Origin of the sequence: Streptomyces hiroshimensis (assembly GCF_014650335.1) — a bacterium.
Lineage (GTDB): Bacteria > Actinomycetota > Actinomycetes > Streptomycetales > Streptomycetaceae > Streptomyces > Streptomyces hiroshimensis.
Window position 1 is genome coordinate 77,630 of the sequence record NZ_BMUT01000019.1, and the last position, 24,705, is coordinate 102,334.

A 24,705-nucleotide genomic window follows, 5' to 3' on the forward strand; every position below is an offset into this window, starting at 1 on the left:
GTCAGACCCCGAACTCTGCGACGAGCGACCGCATCACCTCGAAGGCCGGTTTGGGGGTGTAGTCGTCGGTGGTGAGGCCGAACCGATGGAACAGGCCGGGGTTCGTGCTGTCGGCGTCGCGCAGTGCGAAGTGGGTGTAGGCGCGTATCCGCAGCTCCTCCGCGTGAGCCGCGACGGTCCGTATCACCGTCTCGACCACGTCGGCCTGACGGTGGAGCGGCCGGTCGGGGCCGGTGGGCCAGCCGTGTTCGGTGATGTGGAGCGGCAGGTGTGCCAGGCCGGCGGGCGCCAGTACGGCGTCCCGGTGGTGGCGCAGCAGTCCCTCGGCGGCGGCTGCGAGGTCGAGCGCGGCGACGGGCCGGAAGACGTCGGGGAAGAAGTCCAGGCCTACGTAGTCCAGGTCACCGACGAAGTCCGCCTTCCCGTGGTCGGTCAGCTCGGCGACGAAGGAGGTGGCAGGCCCGAAGAGGGGGGTGGTGTTGAAGCCGACGCGCAGGTGCGCGTGCCCGAGTTCCCGTGCTCGCGCCTTGGCGGCGGAGACTCCGCGGGCGATGGCCTCGTTCACTCCGGGGTAGTAGCCGTCGAGCGTGGGGTTCGTCGTGACGTTCGGCTCTTCCGTCACCTGCAGGGTGTTCGTGACCGCGCCGTACTGTTCGACCAGCTCGCGCAGGAAGGTGCAGTAGCCGTCGACGTCTCCGGCGGTGGACTGGTACTGCGCCACGAGGTCCAGGCGGCGGCCCCGCACGGCGTACTGCTCCGCAGCGTCCGGTGTCGCCGTCGCGTGCGGCTCGCCGGGCCGGGTGGTGTCGTCGAAAGCCGTGTAGGCGCGTACCAGGAAGGGGCGCCCAGGGCTGCCTTGGAGCAGGTCGAGTGCGGTCGCTATGCGGGCCGGGTCGTCAGGCGGGCCCTCGGCCAGGTGGCCGGTGTCGTCACCGGTGACTCCGCCCGGATAGATCCCGAAGACGAGCCCGTCGTTGTCTGTCGGTATCGGTATCGGTATCGGTATCGGTATCGGTATTGGCATCGGCATCGGTGGCGTTCGGTTCCTCTCGCTCTCGGAGCGCAACGCGCCCTCAATTCAGCGTTCCTGGGATACGGATGGGGATACGACCGCGGTGGCCCCCTGCACGCCCGGCCATGTCAGTGCGCCGGTGCGGATGTCGTCGATGACGGTGTCGATCCACGTCTTCTCGGAGCGGGCGAGGCCGAGCGCGTATTCGGCTTCGATGACGTGCAGCCGTGGCACCCCGGCCGCATGCGCTTCCGCCAGGCGTTTCTCATCGGCCTCCGTGCGCTGCCGGAGGCGCCGGGACCGTTCCGTCAGGGCGTCCACGGCGCCGCTCGGCCCGAGGGCTCCGAGGTAGGCGACCGCGCCCAGGAACTGGGAGAACTCCCTTTCGGGGTGGCGGATGTGGGAGTCCAGCCGTCGTACGAGTTCGTCGTGGCCAGCCTGCGTGAGTGCGTAGACGGTCTTCTCGGGACGGTTGCCCGAGCGCTGCTGCCCCTGCACGGCCGCCCAGCCGGCCTCGGTCAGGGCGGCGACGACGTTGTAGAGCGAGCCCCGATTGATCGCGGCTGCGTGGTTGTCGCTGCGCGTACGCAGCTCGGCGAGCATCTGGTACGGGTGCGAGGGCTGTTCCAGGAGGAGTCCCAGCACGGCCAGCACGATCGGGTTGTCGAGGACACAGCGCGGCATGACCGAAGACTATGGTCTAAATAGACCATTAGGAAGGCCCGGCCAGGGTCAGCGGGGCGTTTCGTGCCCTGCAGGCACTGCACAGGCAGCGGCGACGGCCTGGGTGTCCCAGTAGAAGGGGCGGACTTCGGCGATCCTGCCGTCCTTGAACGTGATGGTCTGCAGGATCGGGAACGTCAGCTCGCGGCCCGTCGCCCGGGCGCGGGCACGGACCCGGGTGCGTACCACCGTCGTCTCACCGGCGGCGAGGAACTCCTGCTCGGCGAACTCGAACAGCTCCCAGGTCGCGGCCATCGCCAGCATGTTGTCCTGAATGCCCCGGTGTCCGCGCCAGGTCCCGCCGTACGGGAGGGCGTCGGCCTGGTGCAGCACCACGTCAGGGGCGAAGTAGGGGGCCAGAAGACCGAATGCGGCCCGGCCCGGGCCACCGGCCGCCAGGAATGCGGCCTCGGCTTCGTACATGCCCGCGAGGAAGGCCGCCGAGCCGGTCGCGGGCAGATCAGTCGTGTGCAGATCAGCCGCACGCTGATCGGTCGTATCCGGAGTCGTCATGCCTCCAGCATGGTCGGCTCCCCCGCGCCGCGCTGGCGGTAATCGGTCCCCTGCGTTCCAGGACGCCGAATCCGTCGCGGTCGGTGATCGCACGCCGCGTACGTGTCGAACTGCCGGTTGAGGCCCCCTCACAAGGGCACTGAGGGTCCCCGGTCCCCTCCATCGGGCAGGTCGGTCACCGCCGGCGCCCAAGGGGCTCCGCACCGGCCACCACACCGTGCTGTCCGGATCGCATGGCCACGGCGTGGTTGAGGTGGAAGAACGGGCGCGCCAGTGGCATCCATCGTCGCAACGCCGCCTTCCTGACGCTGACATGCTCAGCGAAGGAGGCCACGCAGCCGTGCCCGCCGTCGCCTTCCACGTGCCATCGCACCTTGCCCGCGATGTCCCCTTCGAGTTCCGCCTCCAGGACGCGCTCGACCGGATCGTCGACGAGCGGTCTCAGCCGTACGGTCAGCTCGTAGGGCAGCATCGACCTGATGACAACCTCGCATTCCCGTTCGCCGGTCTGTCTTACGGAACGGAAGGCCGGCCACCATCCGGGGTAGCGCGCGATGTCGGCGAGCTTCGCGTACATGGTGCCGGGCGGGAGCGGTGCCCTCCAGAGCCCGGCGAAGCGCATCTCGTGACGGGTCACGTCAGTCTCCTTGCCGGCCGTGCGCTCCGGGGCAGTCGGAGATGGTTGCGGGTGCGAGCGAAGAAGGCGGCGGTTCCGAGCCCCCACATGAGGAGGAACCACAGGGGGCCGAGCAGGAGGTGTCCGTACGGGGTGTCCGTGGAGGTGAAGCCTGCGGCAACGCTGACCTGTGTCGGACCGTAGCCGGGGAGCAGCTGGAGCCCGTCCTTGTCGGCTCCCGTGTTGCTCATGGGGTTCTGCAGCATGGTGTCGAGCAGGCTCGCCATGATGATGACGAACAGCGCCGCCAACTCGTTGCGCAGAAAGGCCCCGAGGAGGACGCCGATACCGCCGTAGGCGACCGCGGCGGTGAACAGGCCGACGGCGAGGAGCCCCGGCCGGACGGGATCCCAGTACCAGCAGATCACGGCCGTGGCGTACCCCGCGATGAGGGCGGAGGCGACGGTCATGGCGATGACCTTGCTCAGGAGCAGGAACGTACGGGGATAGCCGGCGAACGCGAGCCTGCGGTCGAAGGCGAGGGACTTGAAGGTCGTGATGAACATCATGAAGCCGACGATGAGTGTCACCGTGTTGACGGCCCCGGACACCATCGTCAGGTGATTTCCGCTGACGGTGACGGTACGCCCCGTCGCGCGCAGCAGGAACCGCGCCGGCGCAGGGGTGACGAACCAGTGCTCCAGCGTCAGCCAGAGAGGGATGTAAACGACGACCAGCACCGAGGCGAGATGGTTGCGAGCGTGTTCCAGGAGAGCGAACGAGGCGCCCGTGCGGAGCAGCCCTGTCTGCGCACGCGTCACGTTGCCACCGCACGCATCGCGTCGGACTCCCCTGGTGTTGCCACTCCATGACGCAGACGGAGCACGACATCGAGCCGCTGGGTGTCCCATGCCAGGTGCGACACGACGAGGACGCAGCGTCCCCGCTCGCGGAGCCGGGCCGCGACGTCCCAGAAGCGAAGGTACGTCTCCCAGTCGAAGCCCTGATACGGCTCGTCCAGCAACAGCACGTCCGGGTCGTGCATAAGCGCCAAGGTGAGATTGAGCTTCTGCCGGGTGCCTCCGCTGAGGGCCTCCACACGGGTGTGCCGGTATTCGGCGAAACCGAGTTCTTCGAGCAGTTCCTCGGCCCGGGCGGGCTCCTCCAGACCGTAGGCGGCCTGGAACCAGCTCAGATGCTGGTCGACGGTGAGGGAGTCGTTGAGCACGGTCTCCTGCGGGCAGTACCCCAGGGAGCCACCGTGCTCGACAGCGCCGGAGTCGGCGGCGATCTGGCCGCACAGGATGCGCAGCAGCGTGCTCTTGCCGGATCCGTTCTCCCCCACGACGCCTGCCAGGGTGCCCGGCTCCAGGCTGAACGAGACGCCTCGGAGCACACGGCGTGACCTGTAGGACTTGTGTACGTCGTGCACGCGCAGAGCGTGCGGAGCTCGGGGCACGGCGAGTGCTTCCTCCTGACGTCGCCTGCTGCGGGCTCCTCTGCGGCCCGGTCTCCTCTGCGGCCTCCGCCACCGCATAACGACACCGACGACCGGGAGTTACGGCAGCAGCCGACCGCAAAGGCCACCTCGCGGCTCCTCGGCCCAGGTGATCTCGTAGTACTTCAGCCGTTCGTCCTCTGCGACCAGCCGCATGCCGACTGCCGTCATGACGTGCTGGGACGCGGCGTTGTCATGGTCGGTGTCACCCTGCACGCGCGTGATGCCGTGGGCGCGGGCGAACGCCAGCAGCGCGCGGAGCGCCTCGGAGGCGTATCCCTTGCCTTGCTCCGAGGGGATCAGGCCGTAGCCGATCGTGACGCTGCCGTCGTCGTCCGCGGGGCCGTGGAAGCCCAGCCCGCCGATCGCGCGTCCGTCCTCGCGCCGCCGGATCTCATAGGCGCCGAACGGCTGGGGGTCACCGGTGCTCGCGCAGACGCTCAGGAAGCGCCTGGCTCCGGCCACATCCCCTTCGTCGGGGTATCCGGGCGCCCACCGGGCACCGCCGTCGGGCTCGCGCACCAGTAGGCGTTCCGCCTCGCCGGGACTCATCGGATGGAGTACGAGCCGCGCTGTCACAAGATCGTCCATGGCGGTGGAGTATCACGCGGGCCGACCGAACCGCATGCGGATTTCCTGACAAGCGATCGCTCCAGTGATCAGGATCGCCCTCGGAGAGGAGACGGAGGAGACGGAGACAGGGGAACGTAACCTGGCGGCTGTCGACGGTCATGAGGGGGCAACGTGAACATCGCACTGTTCGCGCTCGGGGGCACGATTTCGGTGTCCGGGCGCGCCAAGGGTGAGCGGCTGACCGGCGCCGAGATCACCGCTGCCGTGCCCGGGCTCGACGAGCTCGGGGTGTCGCTGGACGTGCAGGACGTCCATGCCGTACCGAGCGGAAGCCTGACCTTCACGCAGGTGCTCGACGTCGTCGACGCCGCCTCGCGTGCCGTGGCGGCGGGGGCGGCCGGTGTTGTCGTCACGCAGGGCACCGACACACTGGAGGAGACCGCGTTCCTCGTCGATCTGGTCTGGCCGCACGAAGCGCCGTTCGTACTGACCGGCGCGATGCGGCAGCCGGGCATGGCCGGCGCCGACGGGCCGGCCAATGTGCTCGCGGCCGCGCGCGTCGCCGCCTCGCCCGCGGCGCGCGGCCTCGGAGCGCTGGTCGCCTTCAACGACGAGGTGCACGCAGCGCGTCGGGTCCGCAAGTCTCACAGCATGAGCACGGCGACGTTCACGTCACCGAACGCCGGCCCGGCAGGTCACGTCATCGAGGGCGAGGTCCGGATCCTGGCCGCGCCGCAGCGCCGTGCCACCGTCCTGTCGGCGGCCGGATTCACCGGGTTCGACAGAGCGCGGCTCGACGCCGCCCGCGTGGCCCTGCACTGCGTCACGCTCGACGACGACGGTGCTCAGCTCGACGGGCTGGCCGAGAGGTACCGGGGCCTGGTGGTCGCCGGCTTCGGCGTCGGGCACGTACCCGCTCCCCTGGCACCCGTACTGGGCGCGCTCGCCGAACACATCCCGGTCGTCCTGACCTCCCGGACGGGCAGCGGCCCGGTGCTGCGGCACACCTACAGCGCGCCCGGCTCGGAGGCCGACCTGCAGCGGCGCGGGCTGATCAACGGCGGACTGCTCGATCCGTACAAGGCCAGGGTGCTGCTGCGCCTGCTGCTGGCGGAAGGTGCCGGGCGCGAGGAGACAGCGGCGGCGTTCGCCGAGCACGGCTACCGGTAGTTCGCCGTCCACCACTGGTTGCTCAGCACGGCACGGATCGGATCGGATCGGTAACTCGACCGAGGTGTCCGCGTGTTGCATACGAACCCCTAGGCGGTAACAGCGTTACCTGTGAGCTACAGTGTTACCCATGAGCACGCTCTACCAGGACGCCCTGCGCAGCGGCCAGGAGGCTGCACGCACCGCCGTCCTCGACTGCGCCATAGGACTGCTGGTCGAGGAGGGGATCGCCGCGCTGACGATACGGCGGATCGCCACCGAGATCGGCACCTCGACCAAGGTCCTCTACACCATGTTCGGCGGGAAGGACGGTCTCGCCGACGCCCTGTACCGGGAGGGGTTCGCGCGGCTGCGCCGGGCCCAGCAGCAAGTCCCGCGCACAGCCGACCCATTGGCCCACCTCACCCGGCTCGGCACCGCCTACCGGGAGCGCGCGCTGGCCGAGCCCGCCTACTACCGGGTCATGTTCGAACAGGCCATCCCCGGCTACCGTCCGACCGCCGAGTCCCTGGCCGTGGCGGCCTCCGCCTTCGACGCCTCCGCCGAGGCGGTCGCCGCCTGCATGGAGGCCGGCGTCTTCCGGCCCGGCGACGCCCATGAGATCTCCAAGCTCTTCTGGGCAGCCGCGCACGGAGCCGTGAGCCTCGAAATCGCCGGACACTTCCCGCCGGACACCGCCGCCCGCCGCTACGAAGCGCTGATGACCGCCGTGGCCCAGGCCTTTCTGACCCAGGCCTCCCCGGCCCAGGCCTCCCCGGTCCGGCCGGAGCAGACCACGAACCGAGGACGGACCGCATGACGACGATGCCGAGGATCACCAACCGCTATCTGTCGGGGAACTTCGCACCCGTCACCGAGGAGATCACCGCCTACGATCTGCCCGTCACCGGCCGGATACCGTCCCACCTCAGCGGCCGCTACCTGCGCACCGGCCCCAATCCGCTGGGCATCGAGGACGCCGCCGCGCACATCTGGACCCTCGGCGAGGGCATGGTGCACGGCGTGCGCATCCGCGACGGGCGCGCCGAGTGGTACCGCAACCGCTGGGTCCGCTCCGCCTCCGTCGCCGACCGCCTCGGTGAACCCCGCCGCGGGACCGTCGCCGACGAGCGGATGGACTTCGCCCCGAACGTCCAGGTGGCGGGGCTGGCCGGGCGCACGTTCGCCCTCATCGAGGGAGGGCTGAAGCCTTACGAACTCACCTACGAGCTGGACACGGTCGGCCCGTGCGACCTCGGCGCGACGCCCGAGGGCTACAACGCCAACGCCCATTCCATCTTCGACCCGCACACCCGCGAGCTGCACTCGCTCGCCTTCCGCTACGGCTCCGAGCACGTCCAGCACATCGTGATGGACGCCGCCGGCACCGTGCAGCGTGCCACCACCGTCCCGGCGCCCGGCAACCCGTACATGCACGACTTCGCATTGACGGAACATCACGTCGTCCTGTTCGACGCCCCTGTGGTCTTCAGCGCGGCTCACCTCGCCACGGGGGTGCCCTTCGTCTGGGACGACACCCACCCGGCCCGGGTCGGCGTGATGCCGCGAGAGGGCGGTGAGGTGCGCTGGTTCGAGGTCTCGCCGAGTCTGGTCGGCCACACCCTCAACGCCTACGAGACCGGCACGGAGATCGTCGTCGACATCGTCCGCCATCCCGAGGGCTTCAACATCCGGGACTTCGGCACCAGCCGCCCCACACTCGACCGGTGGACCATCGACCTGGCGGCCGGAACCGTCCGGGAGCAGCGACTGGACGACCGGACCCAGGAGTTCCCCCGCCTCAATTCCCGCTTCACCGGAAGGCCGTACCGGTACGGCTACGCCGCCGCCGTCGAGCTCTACGCACCGCCCGCCGGACCTGAGGACCAGCGGCCGGACGTGGGCTTCAGCAGTGCGCTGCTCAAGCACGACCTGGTGCGCGGCACCACGGAGGCGCACGAGTTCGGGCGCTACGCAGCGGTCGGCGAAGGTGTGTTCGTCCCCGCCGAGGCGCCCACGGCGGAGGACGACGGGTACGTCATGGCCTACGTGCACAACCCGGAGCGCGGCGCCGCAGACCTGGTGATCCTCTCGTCCCAGGACTTCACGGGCCGGCCGATCGCCCGTATCCACCTGCCCGCCCGAGTCCCGCTCGGCCTCCACGGCAACTGGGTCCCGGACGATCGGCCCACCGGATAACCGGCCTCTTCGGGCTGCCGGAAGGGGGCGGGGAGGCCCGCGCTGCACGTCGCCACCCCACCGAAAACTTAGGCTAACCTAAGTTCACCTTCGGTCGAACGGCTTGCCGGATCCGCTTCTGAGGACGGTCACCATGCAGCGACAGCACAGCCAGGGCATACCCGGCACCGCACGGACCCGTGACGGCCGCGAGCTCTTCTTCATGGAACAGCCGAGGCCCGAGCCGGGGACGGGGACGGGGACGGGGACGGGGCCAGGGTCGGAGCCGGGGCCTGCCGAAGGGGGAAGGCCGACCGTGGTGTTCGAGGGAGGTCTGGCCTCGACCCGTTCGTACTGGGCGCTCGTCCAGCAAGCCGTTGCAGGTTCGGCGCGGGCAGTGGTCTACGACCGCAGCGGCCTCGGCCGCAGCGCCCCGGACCCGTCGGGCCGACGCCCTCTCACCAGGCTCGCCGACGACCTGGGCGATCTGCTCGACCACCTCGGGCCGGGCCCCTTCATCCTCGTAGGACACAGCTGGGGCGGCCTGATCGTACGCGTCGCCGCAGCGGCCCGGCCCGAGCGGATCGCGGGCCTCGTGCTGGTCGATCCCACGGACGAGGCTTGCGACCTGCTCTTCGAGCGCTCCGTCCGCAAGCAGGAGAAGATCCGCCTCGGGGCAGCCCTGCTGCTGGCCCGCCTCGGGGTGTTCGGCTTCCTCTTCCGCAAGGTGACCGCCGCCCTTCCGCCCGATGCCGCCGCCGACATGCGCGCGGAGGCCTTCACCGTCGCGGCGATACGCACCATGGGCGCCGAACAGGCCTCCATCGAGGCCGACCTGCGCGCCCTGCGCGACCACCCGCCGAAACTCGGCGACATCCCCGTCACGGTCATCTCCGCGACCCGGCCCACCCCCGGCATGAGCGCACGGGCCCGCAAGTCCGTGAACGAATCCCACGCGTACCGGGCACAGCAGTCGCCGCGCGGACGGCACGTTCCCGCCCTGCAGGCCGACCACATGGTCCCCACGGCCGAACCCGGGATCATCATCACCGAGATCGAGCGCTTGCTTGACAGCGTCGGTGGCACTGCCGATCCCCTCCCGGAACGCTGAAGACAGGCCCCAGAGCCCCGGCCCCGCAAACCGGCGAGCTACCGCCGCCTACGGGCTCCACGAGACATGGGTGACCTGGTGACCGGCCCGGCCTGGGGCGGCCGACGATGACCAGCTGTAGGAGCCGGGGTCGAACGCGTGCAGGCGCTTAACGAGCCTGCGCGTGGACCAGGGCCAGCAGAACGTGTTCACACCCGGGTGGCTGAAGTAGTAGCTGGAGCAGCCGGCGGTGTTGTAGACGGTGGTCTGCAGCGCGGCGTGAAGGGCGGTGTGATGCGCCGCCTCCGCCTCGGCCCGTACGTCCATCGCCGTGTGTCCGCCGGTGCGCAGGTGGGTGAGGGCGGTGGTGATGTAGCGGAGCTGGGCTTCGAGGACGGTGGGCACCGCGGTGTGGCCGGTGAGCAGGTTCGGTCCGAGGAGGAGGAAGAGGTTGGGGTATCCGCTGACGCTGGTGCCCAGGTAGGCGCGGCGGCCCTGGGACCAGGTCTGCGCCAGCGTGGTGCCGTGGGCGCCGTGGAGGCGGTGGGCCAGGGGCAGGTCCCCGATGTGGAAGCCGGTGGCGAGGACGATGAGGTCGGCGCGGGTGCGGGTGCCGTCGGCGCCGATGACGTCGGACCCCTGCACTTCGGCCACGCGGGTCGGGTGGAGGTGGACGTTGGGCCTGGTCAGGGCCGGGTAGTAGGTGTCGGAGGCGATCAGGCGGCGGCCTCCGAGGCGGTGCCGGGGGGTCAGGGCCCGGCGCAGGGCGGGGTCGGGTACCGAGGTGCGCAGGTGGCGGCGGGCTACGGCCTCCAGCGGTGGCAGCATCCAGGGATGGCGCAGGGAAACGCCGACGGCTTCCTGTGTCCAGTGGTGCAGGCCGCGGAGCGCACGGTGGGCCGCGGGGTGGCGCTTCAGGAATCGGCGGGCGGCCGGCGGGAGGGTGTAGTCCGGTCTGGGGAGTACCCAGTCGGCGGTGCTCTGGAAAACGTCGACGCGGGCGGCCCGGGGCTGGATCTCGGGGAGGAACTGGACGGTGGAGGCTCCGGTGCCGACGACGGCGACGTGACGCCCGGTCAGGTCGGCGGAGTGGTCCCAGCGGGCGGAGTGGAAGACGGGCCCGGGGAAGCCGTCGAGACCGGGGACGTCGGGGTAACGGGGCCGGTGCCAAGGGCCGGTGGCCACGACGACGGCGCGGGCCGTCCAGGTGCCGCTGGTGGTCTGGAGGGTCCAGCGGTGCGCGTCCGGATCCCAGCGGCCGCCGAGCACTTCCGTGCCGTAGCGGATCGCCTTGTCGGCTCCGTGGGCCGCCGCGGTGGTCTCGAGATAGGCGAGGATCTCGGGCTGTGCGGCGAAGCAACGGCTCCAGGGGTGGGGAGCGAAGGAGTACTCGTACAGCACCGAGGGGACGTCGCAGCCGCACCCGGGATAGGTGTTGTCCCGCCAAGTACCGCCGAGCCGCGCGGACTTCTCCAGCACGACGACGCCGTCGAAGCCGGCCCGGCGCAGGGCGATGGCGGCGGCCACCCCGGACAGTCCGGCTCCGACGACGAGGACCTCTGCCTCGTGCAGCCGTGTTTCGTGATCGCGGGTTTCGTGATCGCGGCTCTCGACCGGCTCCTCGGTCACGGCGGCACCCCCTGCCAACAGAAAGAGGGCAAACAGTAGGCCCCGACGGCGGCCGCAAGGGCGATGTCAGCGCAATACCCCTCATACGAGTGTTTTTCTGCATGAAGGATGTTCGACGGCCTGCCTCTGCGGTTGAGTTGCGTGGCATAGGGAGGGGGATGGGGAGGGGGATGGGGAGGGGGATGGGGATGAGGACGGAACCGAGCGTCGTGGGAGACGGCCGGGGCCCGGTGCTGCCTTACCCCAGCGGCTGGTTCTGCCTGGCGCTCTCCCGCGAGCTCGCCCCGGGCGCCGTCCTGAGCCGCAGGTTCGCGGGCGAGGATGTCGTCCTCTACCGCACCCGCGACGGCAGGCCCCGCGCGGTGCGGCCCTACTGCCCGCATCTCGGGGCCCACTTGGGCCTCGGTACGGTCGAGGGCCGGAACCTGGTGTGCCCGTTCCACAACTTCGCCTACGCCCCCGACGGCGCCTGCGTCCACGCCCCCGGCGGCCGGGCACCGCGGATCCGGCTGGAGCACCACACCCTCCGCGAACGCGACGGCTTCGTCTTCGTCTGGCGCGGCCACGACGACGCTCCGCCCACGTGGGAGATTCCCGGCGCGCCCGGAGCGATCCCCCCTCCCACGGCCGTCTGGACCGCCGATGTACTCACCCACGCCCAGGACCTCTCCGAGAACTCACTCGACTACCGGCACTTGAACACGCTGCACGGGGTGGCAGTGCGGGAACTCGTACCGCCTCAGGCCGAGGGGCCCTTCCTCCGGCTTCGCCTGCAACTGGCGCCGAAGCGGTTTCCCGCGCTGAAGATCACGAGCGAGTACGCGTTCCTCCTCGCGGGGGTGGGCTGCTTCCGCACCGACACCTCCATGCCCCCGCTCGGCCTCGCGATCCACCTCTGGGCCATGCACACGCCGACCGGCCCCAGGAGCACGCGCATGCTGGTCGCGGCAGCGTGCACCGGCCTCGACGGGACGCCACGGTCTGCTCTGCCGCTCCTGCAGCAGCCTCTGGCCCGGAGCGTCGCCCGGGGAATCCTGTGGGGCGCGGTCAACGCCCTCAAGGACGACCTGAAGATCTGGAACACCAAACGCTACGAGCCCCGCCCCCGCCTCGCCGCGGGCGACGAGGCCATCGGCTCCTACCGCAGCTGGGTCCGCCAGTTCTATCCGCCCTCGTGAAACCGCTGACGGTCGGAGAGGCCCCCGGCCCCGAGCCGGTTGCCGCGGCCGACCGGCCGGTCGGCCGCGGCGACGGACCGAACCTGGCCTGCGCGAGGCGCGGGCGGCCCGTGGCGACCCGCGTGGACGACTGCTCCTTCCGGCAGGCCGTGCGGTTCGCCCCCGACGCCGTGCGCCACGTCCCCGGCGACGGCCCCGCCCGGCGTCCGGCGGGCTGGGAGGAACTGGCCCGGGAACGGCAGGGCACACCGATGGGACGCGCAGGCTCGGCTGTCGGCGACCCTTGGAGCCGCCATAGACTTGGACCACCGGTCCAGGGACGCCTGGACCGCGGCCCGGGATCCGGACCGGGGATGGGGGGCCGGCCGCGCCCTAGGAGGACGACGCGATGTTGCGGTACACCAGACTGGCCGGGGAATCAGCGGACTACCTCGCCGCCCGCGAAGAGCTGCGCCTGGCCGAGATCGAGCTCATGCGCCACCGGGAGAAGGTCGCCGCCCAGCGGCGGTCGCTCCCGCAGGGCCCGCCCGTCGACGACTACGTCTTCACCGAGGGCCCCGCCGACCTGGACGCCGGCGACACGCCGGTCCGCGAGGTCACCCTGAGCGGACTGTTCACCGCCCCGGACCGCCCGCTGATCGTCTACCACTTGATGTACGGCAAGCTGCAGACCGAACCCTGCCCGATGTGCACCCTGTGGATCGACGGCTTCAACGGCATCGCCCGCCACATCGCCCGCAACGCCGACTTCGTCATCGCCGCGGCCGCCGACCCGCCTGCCCTGCGGCAGCACGCCCGCGACCGCGGCTGGCACGGGCTACGGCTCCTGAGCTGCGGCGACAGCACGTTCAAGTACGACCTGGGCAGCGAGGACAAGGATGGCGCACAGGACTCCACCGTCTCCGTCTTCACCCGCGACGGTGACGGCACGGTCCGCCATTTGTACTCCGCCCACCCCCGCATGGCCGACGACATCGACCAGCGCGGCATCGACCTCCTGGCCCCGGTGTGGCACCTGCTCGACCTGACCCCGCAGGGCCGCGGCGACTGGTACCCGAGCCTCGATTACTGACCTCTACTGACCTCGGCCAGGCCCCTCCTGAGGCAAGGACCCGGACATGCCGCAGAATCACCCCTCGAAGCCGGAACTACGCCAGAACTTACGCCAGAACTACGGAAATGAGTCACGAAATGCGCGTGTTGTTGGCGGCCTACGATTCGCGCGGGGGCGTCGAGCCGCTGGTGGGACTCGCAGTGCGCTTGCAGGAACTTGGCGCAGAGGTACGGGTGTGCGCGCCGCCGGACGAGGAGTTCGCGAAGCGGCTGGCCGGGGTCGGCGTGGGGATGGTGCCGACCGGCCAGTCCGTGCGCCGGTTGGTGACGGGGAAGACACCGCCGTCGGCGGCGGGCGTGCCCCGGCGCGCGGCCGAATTGGTCGCCGCATTCCACGACAACGTCACCGCAGCAGCCGAGGGGTGTGACGTGCTGGTGGCGACCGGCCTCGTGCCGGCCGTGGCCGGTGTGAAGTCAGCGGCCGAGAAGCTGGGCATTCGCTACGTGTACGCGAGTTATCAGCCGGTCAGCCTGCCGTCGCCGCACCACCCGCCGATGCCGCGGCCGGGCCGGCCGCTCTCCCCGGATGTGACCGACAACCGGGTGCTGTGGGACCGGGACGCCCAGGACGCGCAGGCGGTGTTCGGCGAGGCGGTCAACAGTCACCGGGCGTCGATCGGCCTGCCGCCGCTGGGCAACGTCCGCGACCACGTCTTCACCGACCGGCCGTGGCTGGCGGCGGACCCGGTCCTGGCCCCGTGGCAGCAGCCCGCGGGCCTCGGCGTCGTACAGACCGGCGCGTGGGTCCTGCCGGACGAACGCCCGCTCCCCGCCGATTTGGTGGAGTTCCTGGATGCCGGCACAGCTCCGGTGTACGTGGGCTTCGGCAGCGTTCCCATGCGCGATCCGGAAGACGTCGCCCGGATGGTCATCGAGGCGATCCGTGCGCAGGGCCGCCGCGCGGTCGTTTCCCGCGGCTGGGCCGAGCTGGCTCTGATCGACGAGGGGGACGACTGCTTCGCCGTCGGCGAGGTCAACCATCAGGCGCTGTTCCGCCGGGCGGCGGCCGTCGTGCACCACGGCGGCGCAGGCACAACGACGACGGCCACCTGGGCGGGCGTGCCTCAGGTGGTCATACCTCAGGGAGGCGACCAGCCGTACTTCGCCGGCCGGGTGGCTGACCTGGGCATCGGCGCGGCACACGACGGCCCGGTTCCGACCGTCGCGTCCCTGTCGGCCGCGCTCGGGACGGCCCTGGCCCCCGAGACCCGCGCACGAGCGACCGCCGTGGCCGGCACGTTCCGCACCGACGGGGCGACCGTGGCCGCGAAGCTGCTGCTCGACGCCGTCAGCCGACCCGGCACAGACGCCCACCAGGCACATCACGCCGAAACGGTATAAATTGGTCGAAAACCACGGAAGAGGAGACGGCATGTCCTCGAAGCGGCGCCGTAAGAAGAGAGCCCGCCGTAGTAAGGCGGCCAACCATGGCAAGCGGCCCCAGTGCTGACCTCCTGACCCCGCCCGCTACCCCGCCCGCAGCCTGACGACTGCCGGCGGGGTAGCGGGCCAGGGGGGCGTCGTTCCGGTGTGCTCCGCAGCGACGGCACGCTCCGCAGCGACCGCACAAGGACTCCGCAAGAAGAGGGACGCCGCCCAGGGCGAAGAATGCGCGCCTCGTCAGTCCGTGTGACAGACACGGAACGGCATACCGGCATCCCGCAGCCGCCCGATCAGCGCGTCGCCCATGGCCGTAGCCGTCGTGACCTGCCCGGCGGTCGTCGGCAGGTCGTCCAAGGCGAGGCACAGCGACGCCTCGGCCAGTATTTTCGCCGTTTCCCCGTAGCCCGGGTCACCGCCCGTGACCTCGGTGAACACACGCCGGCCGCCTCCTTCGCCGACGGCCCGCACCCGGAACCAGGCCCGCGCCCGCTGCTCCGCGCTCGGCCCTCTCCCCGGCTCGTAGCGGCTCGCCAGCCAGGACCGCACGGGAGCCACCTGCGCAGCCGCGAACAGCGCGCCCAGCCCCACCGGCCCGGCCAGAGCCACGGGCAGCCACTTCACCGACGCGTAGTGGCGGTAGCGGAAGTCGGGTCCGTACCGCTCCAGCGCGGCCGCCGAGCGGCGTACGACCTGGGGGTCGAGCGTGGGCAGCGGCAGCGCCCACGTGCCCGTCTCCTTGCTGAACCGCGGCGCCCCCAGCGGGGCCCTGACCCGGCGCCCGGCCGGCTGCGGCTCGTACCGGCCCCGCTCCTCGGCCGCCGCCTTCGCCTGGTGCTGCCGTGAGGCGATCGTCAGCGCCGAGGCCAGCGTGCCGCCGGAGAACATCCCCGACGCGCGCACGAAGCCGTCGACCGTCAGCGGCACCCCTTCCGGCAGCTGCTGCACCGTGAAGTACGCGAGGAGGTCGTGCGGCGTCGAATCGAATCCGCAGGCGTGGACGATCCGCGCGCCCGTCCTGCGGGCCTGCGCGTCGTGGCGTACGTACATCAGGTCCACGAACTCCGGCTCTCCGGTGAGGTCCGTGTAATCGGTACCGGCTTCCGCGCACGCCGCCACCAGTTCCTGCCCGTACGAGATGTACGGGCCGACGGTCGAGGCGACGACGTGCGCGGACTCGGCCAGCGCACGCATCGCAGCCCGATCGTCCGCATCAGCCGTCCGCATCAGCGGTCACCAGAGCCACGTCCGCGGCCCGTACGGAGTCGAGCGCCGCCAGCCGGTCCCGCAGCTTCTCCAGCTTGGCGCGACTGCGGCCGGCGAGCGCCCACCGGCATCCCTTCGGCGCGTGCGCGAGCAGGTACTCGGCCGTGAGCTCCCCCACGTACCCCGTCGCCCCGAAGAGCACGACGTCATAGGGGCGTTCCGGGCCGGTCTGCCTGTTCATCAGGGTGCTCTGGGCGCTGCTCACAGAGCGGTTCATGGAGCCTCCGGCTGCTGAGGTCGAGGTCGAGGCCGAAGCCACTGGGCGTCGGGCGCCCGGAACGCTTTCCCGTGTCCGTCCGCCCTCAGGTGATTCTCCGCGTGTCCGGCTCCTACAGGCACACAGCCACCTTCGATCCGCGTGTCCCCCGGCCATGTATCGAAAACCCGCCACGCAGGCGGGGGCCGCCGCAGCCGTGCCGGCGGCGGTGCCCTCACGCGTACGCCGGGCGCCCGCGAACGCGCGGCGCCGCCGCTGCGCACCCGCGCCGAGCCGTGTGCCCATGCACGAACCGGTGGTGGGGAACGGTTCCGGTAGGTACGCAAACGAGCGCTGGCTCATGCTCATTGCGGACAGTGCGGTTCTGAGGGGCGAACCGTTCGCCTTCTCGAATCACGCGCAGAAACGGCAGGAAGACCATGCCAGTGCACCCGCTCGTGCACCCGCTCGCCCGGCGGTCCGCGATCCTTGTAGCTGCTGCAACCATGGTGGCCCTGATCCCCGCTGCGGGACAGGCGGCCGCCCCCTCCCCGGCTCCCGTCAAGAACGAGGAAGCAGGGTGGTATCTCGACAGCGGCGGTGACTCCTCCGCCGCCAAGGCTCCCACGTACACCGCCAAGTACACGGGGGAACCCGCGTCGGCACCCGGCAATCTGAAGTGGTCCTACGACCCCGCCACCAAGCTCATCAAGAACGAGGCGAACGGCTGGTACCTCGGCAGCGGCGACGACTCCTCGTCCGCCAAGGCCCCCGCGTACACCACGAAATACACCGGCGACCCGGCGTCCGCTCCCCCGCAGCTGAAGTGGTCCTACGACGCGAGCACCAAACTCGTCAAGAACGAAGGGAACGGCTGGTACCTGGGCAGCGGGGGCGACGACTACGGCAAGGCGCCGGCGTACACCACCAAGTACACGGGAAGCCCGGCATCGGCGCCGGCGCAGCTGAAGTGGTCGATAGCGTCCTAGATTTCCCACGCAGCTCGATGGCGCACGCGGCCCCACTGGCGCACTGCCTGTGTGTCAGTGGGGCCCTCTAATGTACGAAGCAAAGAGGGAGGACGGACAGGTGCCGGTCACCGGCCGATCAGCGACATGGAAGCATGGGATGCGGTCTTTGACGGCCAGTACCGTCCTGGTGAGGACGGGGACGGCCTGATCCGCGTCGGCAGAAGCGGCGCATGGTCCTTCGCCGTGGAATACGGCGACTCCACGGGCCGTGAGCGCCTCCTGAAGGTGTCGCACGGAGGAGTGGACGCCGTCCGTTTGGATCCGATGCCGGAACATCCCCCGAAGACGTTCGACCACGCCCGGGACGGGCAGCTCATCTGCTCCTTCGGAATCGGTGAGGAGCACTGGCGCGGGGGTACCGAGCAGCGCTCCGCGCATCAGGAGGAAGAGCCGTACAAGGACCGCGATCGCCGCACCATCGGCATCATCGAAAGGCACTTCGGCCTCTCGCTACCCCGCAAGTACGTGGTGGCGGAGGGTGTCCTTCCTTTCTTCGCGGTCCGTGGCACTCCGGAGATAAGCGACTTCGAGGAAGCCGACGAGACCCTCGACAGCTGATCAGTCGCCCACTTCTTCGGCCAGTTCCCGCCCTTGCACACGTGCTCGTGCGCCCCGCAGACTCCTCTCGGCCGGGCCGGCCTCTGCCGCGCGGGGTCGGCCGGGAGTCAGAACACAGACATCTGCGGCCGCCCCGCTGTCACCGGACCGGACCCCGGACCGGATCCCGGACCGGATCCCGGACCGGATCATCATCGGCACCTTCAACCAGGCGGGCGGAAACAAGGTCTACGGCAAGCTCACCAATGAGGCGCCGGACGCCCTGGTCCGTAGTGTCCAGGACTGTGGTGACCGCGGACATCTTCGCCGGCACGGGCTCCTCCCGGAACCCGGTGAAGTGCTACCACAGCAACGCCTTGCAGCAGAATGCCGTGCTGTACCGCAAGGACCTGGGCATCGAGAAGTCCTTCGCCGAAGTCCTGTCCCCCGCGGACATCAAGGAACCCATCGAGCGCCGGCAGATCATCTGCGTGAAGTCGGGCTCCCGCAGACTCCTCATCTGCTCGGCATACCTGACCTCGGGAAACGAGTCGTTCCCACTGAACGTCCGGCGCAAGGAAGCCGCAGCCGCCAAGGCTCTTCTCGCGAGGGCGGAGTACGCCGGGTATACGAAGTTCCTCGGCGGGGACTTCGACGACGACCCTCTCTCGGCGGTCGCCGACAACTTCTACGACCCGGGTTACGGCCGTGGCGCCCACGGCACGTTCAAGGAGACCGACAGCCCCTGCGGAAACACCATCAAGGAAGGCGAATTCGTCGGATCGGTCTACATCTGGTGCCGCAGCGGCGAGGCGACCCATGACAGTGGCGACAAATTCGACTACCTCTTCGTCCCGCCGTCCGTCCACGTGACGTCGTCGGACGCCACCTCCTCGAAGGTCTCCGACCACAAGCCGTTGTGGGCCGAAGTGACACTCTGACAGGAGGCGGTCCCCATGCGCACGTCCCTCGTCAGGTCTGCTGCCGTACTGCTGACCGCGTGTCTCGGTCTCACGGCTCCCGCATCACCGATGCCGTCGATGTCGACGCCGCCGCGCCCGCTGCCTCAGTCACGGGCAACGTCAGCACGAGCACGCCCCTCACCTGCGGCTTCTACGACGGCAACAGCGTCGTCATCAAGTTCGGTTCGTCCGGGGAGGCCGTGAAGGAAGCCCAGTGCATCCTGGTCAAACGCGATTACGACATCGGGCCGTTCGGCATCGACGGCCAGTACGGACAGGACACGCAAGCCGCCGTGCGCGCCTTTCAGGACCACTACAACAGGCTGTGCAAGGGCAGGCTGGCCGTCGACGGGGAAGTCGGCCCGAAGACCTGGCCCGCCCTACGCGCATGGTGTTAGAGGGTGTCTGACAAGCCCCGTTCAGGGAAGGCGGCTTGGTAGTCGCTCCTTCGGGGGAGGCGGGCGGTGACCGGTGGGCGTGCTGCGTATGCGACGGATCTGTCCGATGTGGAGTGGGAACTCCTTGAACCGGGGCCGTGATCCCACACCGAGTGCCGGAATCGTGGACAGCCCAGCGTCAAAGGCACCGAGCGGGGCGGCTGGCACGGGTACGACGGCGGCAAGAAGGTGCACGGCGTCAAGCGCCACCTCATGGTCGACACGCTCGGCCTGGTCCTGGCGGTGTGCGTCAGCCCGGTCAGCGTCAACGACCGTGACGGCGTCGAGGTCCTGCTCGCCCGTTGCGCAGGCAAGTTCCCGCGGCTGCGGTACCTGTGGGCTGACCAGGGCTATCGGGGACGCGGCTTCCAGAACGGCATCCGCAACGGCATCCGACGCCACCTTTGCGGTCTCTTCATAGATTCTGGGCACAGGAATTCAATCCCACCGCCCGGCCAGAGGTCCTCTGCGACGGCCAGCCTAGACGGCACCGCAACACCTGGCCCGAACCACCCCGAAATAGGTGCCGGGTTCACGACCACCACAGTATCTACAGGTGCAGGTAGTCCAATTACGCAAGCTGACGCGCAGCCCGAATATGGCGTGGGGGTGAAGAAGCAGCGCTATCGGAGTCCGTTTTTGCCAATAGACCCCTATATTCATTTCTCGCATAGTGAAGTAGACCCCATACCGCCGCGCGATCTCCTGACCCGAGACCTTGGCACCCCTGCTTGCCTCTTGGGTCGCAGTTCAGTCCTGGGAAACATCTCGACGCTGGCCGCCAAACGGCAATTCGAGGCAAGGGCACCTTGCGGTCCAGGAGATTGCTCTGCTCAAGCGCAGAGCGCTCCCTGGGGCGTCACTAGCACCGGGGATACCGCCACTCTGTTGCGCTGGCTAGCTGAACTCGACGCCGTCCGGGCCACCAACCGCGAGCCGACTCGGGCGCTGAACTTCCCTGAGTTCACGAGAGTGACCGGATCGCACTGAGGGGGCCCACATTGGCGGGCCCCCTCACTCACCTTTCAGAAGTCACTGATCGTCACCTTGGCCGCCGTCTCCTGGCAGGACTCCCTTCAAGCACCCCCACCGAGGTCCAGGAACTCGATCAGTCCCGTTTCCGAACGCAGCAACCGCTCGCGTTGCTCAAGGGGAAGGGATACGAGGGCATCGACCAGAACCCGCTTCCGCGGGATGTGAACCATGTTTCCGGAGTAGATCCTGCAAGTTGAGCACCAGGCGAACCCGATGCAGCGCTCGAACATGGAGGACTCGGGCGGATAGAAGCGGTATTGGTACGAGCGGACGGGCGTCCCGCATGCGGCGCAGATCCGGCGTTCACCGTCCAGAACGGACCAGCCGCTCCCGACCTTGTGCCAGTGCTGCCGCCGGGCCGGTACTCTTCAAGTCGTCATGTCCAGCATTCTGTCCGACCGAGCCTGCACCCGCACAGCCATCCATGCAAGTCTCGGCCATCGAGCACAGACCGTGACGGTCCGTTGATCGACTTCACGGAATCCGTGCCTGAACCCATACACCCCGGTAAAAACAGCCCGTGCCTTCTCGGCGCGCTCGGCCGGGGTGAGCGGCGTCTCGGCCAGGCGGGCAAGGTAGGTGCGCAGCGACAGGCCCTCGGCGGCAGCGATGGCAGCAAGCCGGTCCTTGGCCTCCTCGGGAAGGCGGATATCGGCCGGCGTACCCGCGCGGGCGGGGCCGGCCCGAGCGCGCCCGTGAACTCCTTGACGAACAGCTCGCGCTGGCCGGCGACCGCTATCCGCGCACCCGGGGTCGGACACTGCACCTGCTGGCCCGTACCACCGGCGTCCGGGACCGCCTGCCGCTGCTCACCGAGGCCACCGAGCTGCTGCGGACCTGCGGCGACCGGCTGGGGCTGGCCCGGAGCGATGCTCGACCTGGGGATGGCGCACGGGTCGCTGGGAGAGGCCCGACGGGCCCGGACCCAGTCGGAGTTGGCCTACCGCCTGGCCCGGGAGTGCGGGGCGGCAGCCCTCGTTCACTCGCACCGGGCCGGGCCCGCGGAGGACGCCCGGGAGCGGGCGGGCGGGCTGACCCACGCGGAGTGGCGGGTGGCGGCGCTGGCGGCGCGGGGGCACACGAACCGGGAGATCGCGGGGCAGTTGTTCGTCACACCGAGTACGGTGGAGCAGCACCTGACCCGGGTCTTCAAGAAGCTCAAGGTGAAGCAGCGGGAGGATCTCCCGCTGTCCCTCGGCCTCCACGGTCCGGACCCGGCCCTCCGCTGACCCCGCCGCCCCTCAGTCCGCGTGCCCCAGGTGCAGGTCCCCTCCGTGCGGCCGCCGCCCGTAACCTGGAGGACCGTGGCGACCGAGGGTAGCCGACGGCAACGACCCTGTACGGGCCGACGGGCGGGCTCGGTGACGTAAGAAGCCATCCGCATTCCGAATATGATCGCCGGGTTCTGCTGGTCGGACATGAACTCGGTTCCCTGGCCGGAGAGTTCGAGTGGTTCGTCTTGTCGCCTCGCTCGTGTGCACTTCAACGGCTGGCTGATGCGCACGAGACGGTCGCCGAGGTGCTGGCCGAGCCGCCGGTCGAGGAGGCCGGGCGGGGCCGAACGACGGCGGCGGGCTCGATCGTGCCGCATCGCGCGGAGGGCATCGGGATGGCGGTGCTCGCCTCGGAGTGCCGGCGGATCATGTCGTTTCTGCTCCGGCGGGCAGTTTCATGTGCTTGACCCGGCCGGGATACCAGGGCCCGCAGGACTTGGCTCCCCCAGTCCCTCGCGGGTCTCTCCACCCGCTCCGGCAGGTATCCCTGACAAGGGGTGCCATCGTCTGCCGGACTTGTGGGGCCCGCGAGAACCCATCACCTCACTCGCGGGCCCCGCACTCCTCTCACTCCGGCAGGCAGCACGGTGGGCACCCCTGTCTGCCGGACCCCTTCGTGCCTCAGCGTCCTTGCCTCTTGAGGCACGGGTCGTGTCCGCCTTTCCGCTGCTCCTCGGAACGACCAGTATCGGCTGGATGCTGGCCGATGGGTAACAGGCCCGTGTTTTCGGCAGAGCGAACCGGGTCTGGCGAATATTCTCGAAATACGCGCCAGACCCGGTTCGCTCTGCCGAAAACGAAGCCCGTGAAGCTTCCTCATTTTTGGGGCTCCGACATGGCTGGATCAGGTGGCAGCGCGGGACCCCACGGCGTTTCCAGCGTTGTACGCAGGATCTGCACCGCGTCCTGTCCGATGCGCGTGGCGAGCTGTTCCTCCAGCTCTTCGAGCACGGCGCAGGCCTGACGGTGCGTGCGTTCGGCCTCCACCGTGCGCCGAATCAGCCGCTGGCGGGCGGATGCAGGATCGGCGGTCTGTTCGAGTAGGCCGGCGGCGATCAGGCCGTGCACCGCCTGGTGTGCGGTCTGGCGGGTGACGCCCATGCGGCGTGCCAGTTCGGAGACCGTGGTGCCCTGGTCGTCCAGCACGGTGAACAGCTGAAGCTGCGCCGGTGACACGGGTGCGGTCCCTGCTGCTTCCAGGGCTGCGACCAGCCCTTCCTCAAACCATCGCCGGGCGTCGTGGAGCAGCCGCGGAAGGCTGCGGCGAGTGGGCGTCATACGGTCTCCCCATCTGGGCTGGGACGGGGCCGGCGCCCGGCCCCGTGGTGTGTTCATCGACTTCGCACCGCCTGGTCGGCTTGCTCGTCACCACTTCACCATGTCAGGCTACCTGACATTCACGACGGAGGTCGTTCCGACGAGCCCGGAGGGCACACACCCCCATGACCATCGAGTACGTAACCCGTTACCGGCGCGCTTCACGTATCCCTGCGGAGCCTGGTCGGCCTTACTTCATCGAGAAGGGCGAGGGCGACCGCGCTCACCTGTGCGGTGACCTCATCACCATTTACGCGGGCGGCGAGCAGACCGAGAACATCTTCAACTTCTTCACCGTCGAAGGCCCGAAGGGCGATCTCATACCGGCCCATCTGCACCCCGACACCCACGAGGTCTTCTACGTCACCCACGGAGCCGTGCGGCTGTTCGTCGAGGACACCGAGGGCAGCCAGCAGGAAAATCTCCTCACCCCCGGCGACTTCGGCTTCGTCCCCAAGAACTGCCCGCACGCTTACCGCATGGAGCGACACCACAGCCAGGTCGTGGGCGTTGCCGCCGGCCCCGGTGGCACCTTCGAGCGGTTCTTCGAGAACCTCGGTGCACCGGCGGACGGGCTCGGGCTGCCGCATCAGCCCGTCGTTCCAGGCCCGGAGGCGTTCGCGACAGTCCCCGAGCAGTACGACGTACGCTTCCTGCCCGATCACCAGTGGCACACCCGCTGAGATTGCGGCCGTTGCCTGGCCTGAGGCAAGCCGCAGCAGTACCGCCGTCCGTAAAAGGGCGGAGCACGGGCCTGCTCGGTACCGGATCGAGAGTGCCGATTTGATCTCGCATGCCGTCCTTGTCGCGCGGGTGAAGCTGTCCGGACTCGCCCCAAGGTCATGCGCGCGTGCGAGTGGGGCCCGGCCCGCAGCGTGGGCTGGGGAGGGGGGGATGCGGTGGTTCACCTCTACAGCCTTCAGATGTCAGCGTGCGTCCACTCAAGGCCATCGTCCAGGACGCTCACCACAACGCCTACACCCAGATCGTTAAGGGGCAGGGCCGGCAAGTCGGCACCACCACACTGGTTGAACGGTGCGACGATCGGCGCCTCCAAAACGTTTCCGGCTGCGGCCCCCGTGCTGGACGCGGTACTGCCTGGGGTGTGACCAGCTGCGTTCGCGCAGCTGTTGTCGGTCGACGGTGAGTCGAAGACGATCACGCCGCCAGCAACGGCGGGAGAGGCTGTGAGCAGGAGGGTGCCGATGGCGGCAGCGAGCTGTAGCCCAGGGGCCAAGGCCGTTACCCTGGCACCGCTGTTGGCGTCATCAGTCAAACCGACCGCGCAAAGGGCTGTTTCCCCGTCCGGCGTTCTCCGGCCCGAGCGATCAAGCCCGAAGCGCCGTTCGCCCCGTTGAGGTTAAAAGTCAAGGTCAGCTTGCGTTTTATCCTCGCTGGTCAAGTCGGCCGGAACATGGGTGCGATGGTGGGCGTTGTCGGTTCATGGTGCGCTTGCTGACAAGCCCGTTCGTGGTGTTGATCGTGGTGATACCGCTGTTCGTTTTGGCGGCCGTCCAGTATGTGGTCCGGCAGGCTCAGGGGCGGGGGTGGCTGCCTGGCCGTTTTCGGGAACGGGAGCTGGGGAGCCGGGGTGTGGGTGCCACGGCTACTGAGGAACTGCATGCTCTGATCTACCCGAGCAAGCGGGTCCAGCTGGAGCAACGCCGTATTGAGCTGGTGCTGCGGGATGACGAGCAGGATGGTGCCCCGCGGAGAACCGGGATCGATCTCGACGGCGGGGTGGCTCGTCTTGAGCGCCGCCGGTCAGCCTGATTCTGCTGTGCGGCGAGGTTTTGTCCCTACCTTGTGGTGGGTGGGCCGGTGGTGAGGACTCGGCCCACGTCGTGGCGGCTGGCCGGGCGGCGGTTCTTCGAGCCTGGCGGCCGGCCGGGCCCGGGCCGGGACGGTTTCGGTGCACGCGCTGGTGAAGCAGGAGGCTGTCGCACGACTCCCTCCCTGCTGTGGTCAAAAGCGAGTCCTGGATGTGGGGGCGAGCAT

Annotated in this window: 25 protein-coding genes and 2 pseudogenes; 16 read left to right on the top strand and 11 right to left on the bottom strand. The window is 69.5% G+C overall.

What is annotated here, in order from left to right; translation table 11 throughout:
- Window position 1: 1 nt before the first annotated feature.
- From IE241_RS31170 to IE241_RS31200, 7 genes are all read right to left on the bottom strand, one after another.
- Window positions 2–1,024: a glycoside hydrolase family protein gene (locus IE241_RS31170; protein ID WP_190025219.1), complete on the bottom strand. Its 1,023-nt coding sequence runs from the start codon at window positions 1,022–1,024 to the stop codon at window positions 2–4.
- Window positions 1,025–1,078: 54 nt separating this feature from the next.
- Window positions 1,079–1,696, bottom strand: a complete 618-nt coding sequence (locus tag IE241_RS31175; protein WP_190025220.1) for a PadR family transcriptional regulator — start codon at window positions 1,694–1,696, stop codon at window positions 1,079–1,081.
- A 48-nt stretch (window positions 1,697–1,744) separates the two neighbouring features.
- Window positions 1,745–2,248 (bottom strand): nuclear transport factor 2 family protein, encoded by a 504-nt coding sequence (locus IE241_RS31180; protein WP_190025221.1) that lies wholly within the window; start codon window positions 2,246–2,248, stop codon window positions 1,745–1,747.
- A 175-nt stretch (window positions 2,249–2,423) separates the two neighbouring features.
- Window positions 2,424–2,885 carry an SRPBCC family protein gene (locus IE241_RS31185; protein WP_190025222.1) on the bottom strand — a complete coding sequence of 154 codons (462 nt, stop codon included), beginning with the start codon at window positions 2,883–2,885 and terminating at the stop codon, window positions 2,424–2,426.
- Window positions 2,882–3,685: an ABC transporter permease gene (locus IE241_RS31190; protein ID WP_190025223.1), complete on the bottom strand. Its 804-nt coding sequence runs from the start codon at window positions 3,683–3,685 to the stop codon at window positions 2,882–2,884. The genes IE241_RS31185 and IE241_RS31190 overlap by 4 nt, the downstream gene beginning before the upstream one ends.
- Window positions 3,682–4,302, bottom strand: coding sequence for an ABC transporter ATP-binding protein (locus IE241_RS31195; RefSeq protein ID WP_190025247.1), 621 nt, complete (start codon window positions 4,300–4,302; stop codon window positions 3,682–3,684). Before IE241_RS31195 ends, IE241_RS31190 begins: the two co-directional genes overlap by 4 nt.
- A gap of 120 nt (window positions 4,303–4,422) precedes the next feature.
- Window positions 4,423–4,953, bottom strand: coding sequence for a GNAT family N-acetyltransferase (locus tag IE241_RS31200; protein ID WP_190025224.1), 531 nt, complete (start codon window positions 4,951–4,953; stop codon window positions 4,423–4,425).
- 153 nt (window positions 4,954–5,106) lie between these two features.
- Here IE241_RS31200 and IE241_RS31205 point away from each other — a divergent pair, with 153 nt between their 5' ends.
- The 4 genes from IE241_RS31205 to IE241_RS31220 all read left to right on the top strand — a co-directional run bounded on the left by IE241_RS31205 (window position 5,107) and on the right by IE241_RS31220 (window position 9,373).
- Window positions 5,107–6,105 carry an asparaginase gene (locus IE241_RS31205; RefSeq protein ID WP_190025225.1) on the top strand — a complete coding sequence of 333 codons (999 nt, stop codon included), beginning with the start codon at window positions 5,107–5,109 and terminating at the stop codon, window positions 6,103–6,105.
- A 130-nt stretch (window positions 6,106–6,235) separates the two neighbouring features.
- Complete coding sequence (locus tag IE241_RS31210) at window positions 6,236–6,904, top strand: TetR/AcrR family transcriptional regulator (protein WP_190025226.1); 669 nt, start codon at window positions 6,236–6,238, stop codon at window positions 6,902–6,904.
- On the top strand, window positions 6,901–8,283 hold the full coding sequence (locus IE241_RS31215) for a carotenoid oxygenase family protein (protein WP_229900100.1): 1,383 nt from the start codon (window positions 6,901–6,903) through the stop codon (window positions 8,281–8,283). The genes IE241_RS31210 and IE241_RS31215 overlap by 4 nt, the downstream gene beginning before the upstream one ends.
- A 295-nt stretch (window positions 8,284–8,578) precedes the next feature.
- Window positions 8,579–9,373, top strand: a complete 795-nt coding sequence (locus IE241_RS31220; RefSeq protein WP_229900102.1) for an alpha/beta fold hydrolase — start codon at window positions 8,579–8,581, stop codon at window positions 9,371–9,373.
- A 48-nt stretch (window positions 9,374–9,421) separates the two neighbouring features.
- Here the strand turns inward: IE241_RS31220 and IE241_RS31225 are convergent, their stop codons facing one another.
- Window positions 9,422–10,981 (bottom strand): flavin-containing monooxygenase, encoded by a 1,560-nt coding sequence (locus tag IE241_RS31225; RefSeq protein WP_229900104.1) that lies wholly within the window; start codon window positions 10,979–10,981, stop codon window positions 9,422–9,424.
- Between the two features lie 188 nt (window positions 10,982–11,169).
- Here IE241_RS31225 and IE241_RS31230 point away from each other — a divergent pair, with 188 nt between their 5' ends.
- The 4 genes from IE241_RS31230 to IE241_RS35150 all read left to right on the top strand — a co-directional run bounded on the left by IE241_RS31230 (window position 11,170) and on the right by IE241_RS35150 (window position 14,722).
- Window positions 11,170–12,159, top strand: a complete 990-nt coding sequence (locus IE241_RS31230; protein ID WP_190025228.1) for a Rieske 2Fe-2S domain-containing protein — start codon at window positions 11,170–11,172, stop codon at window positions 12,157–12,159.
- Window positions 12,160–12,547: 388 nt separating this feature from the next.
- A complete protein-coding gene (locus IE241_RS31235; protein WP_190025229.1) occupies window positions 12,548–13,231 on the top strand; it encodes a DUF899 family protein in 684 nt (227 codons plus the stop codon).
- Window positions 13,232–13,350: 119 nt separating this feature from the next.
- Window positions 13,351–14,613: a glycosyltransferase gene (locus tag IE241_RS31240; RefSeq protein WP_190025230.1), complete on the top strand. Its 1,263-nt coding sequence runs from the start codon at window positions 13,351–13,353 to the stop codon at window positions 14,611–14,613.
- A gap of 31 nt (window positions 14,614–14,644) precedes the next feature.
- On the top strand, window positions 14,645–14,722 hold the full coding sequence (locus tag IE241_RS35150; RefSeq protein ID WP_372504737.1) for a 50S ribosomal protein bL37: 78 nt from the start codon (window positions 14,645–14,647) through the stop codon (window positions 14,720–14,722).
- 170 nt (window positions 14,723–14,892) lie between these two features.
- Here the strand turns inward: IE241_RS35150 and IE241_RS31245 are convergent.
- Window positions 14,893–16,099 (bottom strand): annotated as a pseudogene (locus IE241_RS31245) (saccharopine dehydrogenase family protein).
- A 455-nt stretch (window positions 16,100–16,554) separates the two neighbouring features.
- Here IE241_RS31245 and IE241_RS31250 point away from each other — a divergent pair.
- The 6 genes and pseudogenes from IE241_RS31250 to IE241_RS31275 all read left to right on the top strand — a co-directional run bounded on the left by IE241_RS31250 (window position 16,555) and on the right by IE241_RS31275 (window position 21,345).
- A complete protein-coding gene (locus IE241_RS31250; RefSeq protein ID WP_190025231.1) occupies window positions 16,555–17,103 on the top strand; it encodes an RICIN domain-containing protein in 549 nt (182 codons plus the stop codon).
- 126 nt (window positions 17,104–17,229) lie between these two features.
- The gene (locus IE241_RS31255; protein ID WP_190025232.1) at window positions 17,230–17,703 is read left to right on the top strand and encodes a hypothetical protein; all 474 of its coding nucleotides are present in this window, start codon (window positions 17,230–17,232) and stop codon (window positions 17,701–17,703) included.
- Between the two features lie 284 nt (window positions 17,704–17,987).
- Window positions 17,988–18,623: an exonuclease/endonuclease/phosphatase family protein gene (locus IE241_RS31260; protein WP_190025233.1), complete on the top strand. Its 636-nt coding sequence runs from the start codon at window positions 17,988–17,990 to the stop codon at window positions 18,621–18,623.
- Between the two features lie 59 nt (window positions 18,624–18,682).
- The gene (locus IE241_RS31265) at window positions 18,683–19,042 is read left to right on the top strand and encodes a peptidoglycan-binding domain-containing protein (protein WP_190025234.1); all 360 of its coding nucleotides are present in this window, start codon (window positions 18,683–18,685) and stop codon (window positions 19,040–19,042) included.
- 195 nt (window positions 19,043–19,237) lie between these two features.
- Window positions 19,238–20,071 (top strand): annotated as a pseudogene (locus tag IE241_RS35065) (transposase); the annotation flags it as partial.
- 914 nt (window positions 20,072–20,985) lie between these two features.
- The gene (locus tag IE241_RS31275) at window positions 20,986–21,345 is read left to right on the top strand and encodes a helix-turn-helix domain-containing protein (protein WP_190025235.1); all 360 of its coding nucleotides are present in this window, start codon (window positions 20,986–20,988) and stop codon (window positions 21,343–21,345) included.
- 861 nt (window positions 21,346–22,206) lie between these two features.
- Here the strand turns inward: IE241_RS31275 and IE241_RS31280 are convergent.
- Window positions 22,207–22,668, bottom strand: a complete 462-nt coding sequence (locus tag IE241_RS31280; RefSeq protein ID WP_190025236.1) for a MarR family winged helix-turn-helix transcriptional regulator — start codon at window positions 22,666–22,668, stop codon at window positions 22,207–22,209.
- A 164-nt stretch (window positions 22,669–22,832) separates the two neighbouring features.
- Here IE241_RS31280 and IE241_RS31285 point away from each other — a divergent pair, with 164 nt between their 5' ends.
- Window positions 22,833–23,390 carry a quercetin 2,3-dioxygenase gene (locus tag IE241_RS31285; RefSeq protein ID WP_190025237.1) on the top strand — a complete coding sequence of 186 codons (558 nt, stop codon included), beginning with the start codon at window positions 22,833–22,835 and terminating at the stop codon, window positions 23,388–23,390.
- A 236-nt stretch (window positions 23,391–23,626) separates the two neighbouring features.
- On the opposite strand, the gene IE241_RS35070 is transcribed toward IE241_RS31285, so the two are convergent.
- Window positions 23,627–23,869 (bottom strand): chaplin family protein, encoded by a 243-nt coding sequence (locus IE241_RS35070; protein ID WP_190025238.1) that lies wholly within the window; start codon window positions 23,867–23,869, stop codon window positions 23,627–23,629.
- A 281-nt stretch (window positions 23,870–24,150) separates the two neighbouring features.
- Between IE241_RS35070 and IE241_RS31295 the strand changes: the two genes are divergently transcribed.
- Entirely contained in the window at window positions 24,151–24,480 is a 330-nt protein-coding gene (locus IE241_RS31295; RefSeq protein WP_190025239.1) for a DUF6191 domain-containing protein, read from the top strand.
- Window positions 24,481–24,705 lie beyond the last annotated feature (225 nt).

Excerpts from the sequence above, each read along its gene's own strand:
- IE241_RS31170 (WP_190025219.1), bottom strand. The coding sequence starts at position 1,024 with ATGCCAATACCGATACCGATACCGATACCGATACCGATACCGACAGAC.
- IE241_RS31175 (WP_190025220.1), bottom strand. The coding sequence starts at position 1,696 with ATGCCGCGCTGTGTCCTCGACAACCCGATCGTGCTGGCCGTGCTGGGA.
- IE241_RS31180 (WP_190025221.1), bottom strand. The coding sequence starts at position 2,248 with ATGACGACTCCGGATACGACCGATCAGCGTGCGGCTGATCTGCACACG.
- IE241_RS31200 (WP_190025224.1), bottom strand. The coding sequence starts at position 4,953 with ATGGACGATCTTGTGACAGCGCGGCTCGTACTCCATCCGATGAGTCCC.
- IE241_RS31210 (WP_190025226.1), top strand. The coding sequence starts at position 6,236 with ATGAGCACGCTCTACCAGGACGCCCTGCGCAGCGGCCAGGAGGCTGCA.
- IE241_RS31215 (WP_229900100.1), top strand. The coding sequence starts at position 6,901 with ATGACGACGATGCCGAGGATCACCAACCGCTATCTGTCGGGGAACTTC.
- IE241_RS31230 (WP_190025228.1), top strand. The coding sequence starts at position 11,170 with ATGAGGACGGAACCGAGCGTCGTGGGAGACGGCCGGGGCCCGGTGCTG.
- IE241_RS31235 (WP_190025229.1), top strand. The coding sequence starts at position 12,548 with ATGTTGCGGTACACCAGACTGGCCGGGGAATCAGCGGACTACCTCGCC.
- IE241_RS31240 (WP_190025230.1), top strand. The coding sequence starts at position 13,351 with ATGCGCGTGTTGTTGGCGGCCTACGATTCGCGCGGGGGCGTCGAGCCG.
- IE241_RS35150 (WP_372504737.1), top strand. The coding sequence starts at position 14,645 with ATGTCCTCGAAGCGGCGCCGTAAGAAGAGAGCCCGCCGTAGTAAGGCG.
- IE241_RS31250 (WP_190025231.1), top strand. The coding sequence starts at position 16,555 with ATGCCAGTGCACCCGCTCGTGCACCCGCTCGCCCGGCGGTCCGCGATC.
- IE241_RS31255 (WP_190025232.1), top strand. The coding sequence starts at position 17,230 with ATGGAAGCATGGGATGCGGTCTTTGACGGCCAGTACCGTCCTGGTGAG.
- IE241_RS31275 (WP_190025235.1), top strand. The coding sequence starts at position 20,986 with ATGCTCGACCTGGGGATGGCGCACGGGTCGCTGGGAGAGGCCCGACGG.
- IE241_RS31280 (WP_190025236.1), bottom strand. The coding sequence starts at position 22,668 with ATGACGCCCACTCGCCGCAGCCTTCCGCGGCTGCTCCACGACGCCCGG.
- IE241_RS31285 (WP_190025237.1), top strand. The coding sequence starts at position 22,833 with ATGACCATCGAGTACGTAACCCGTTACCGGCGCGCTTCACGTATCCCT.
- IE241_RS31295 (WP_190025239.1), top strand. The coding sequence starts at position 24,151 with ATGGTGCGCTTGCTGACAAGCCCGTTCGTGGTGTTGATCGTGGTGATA.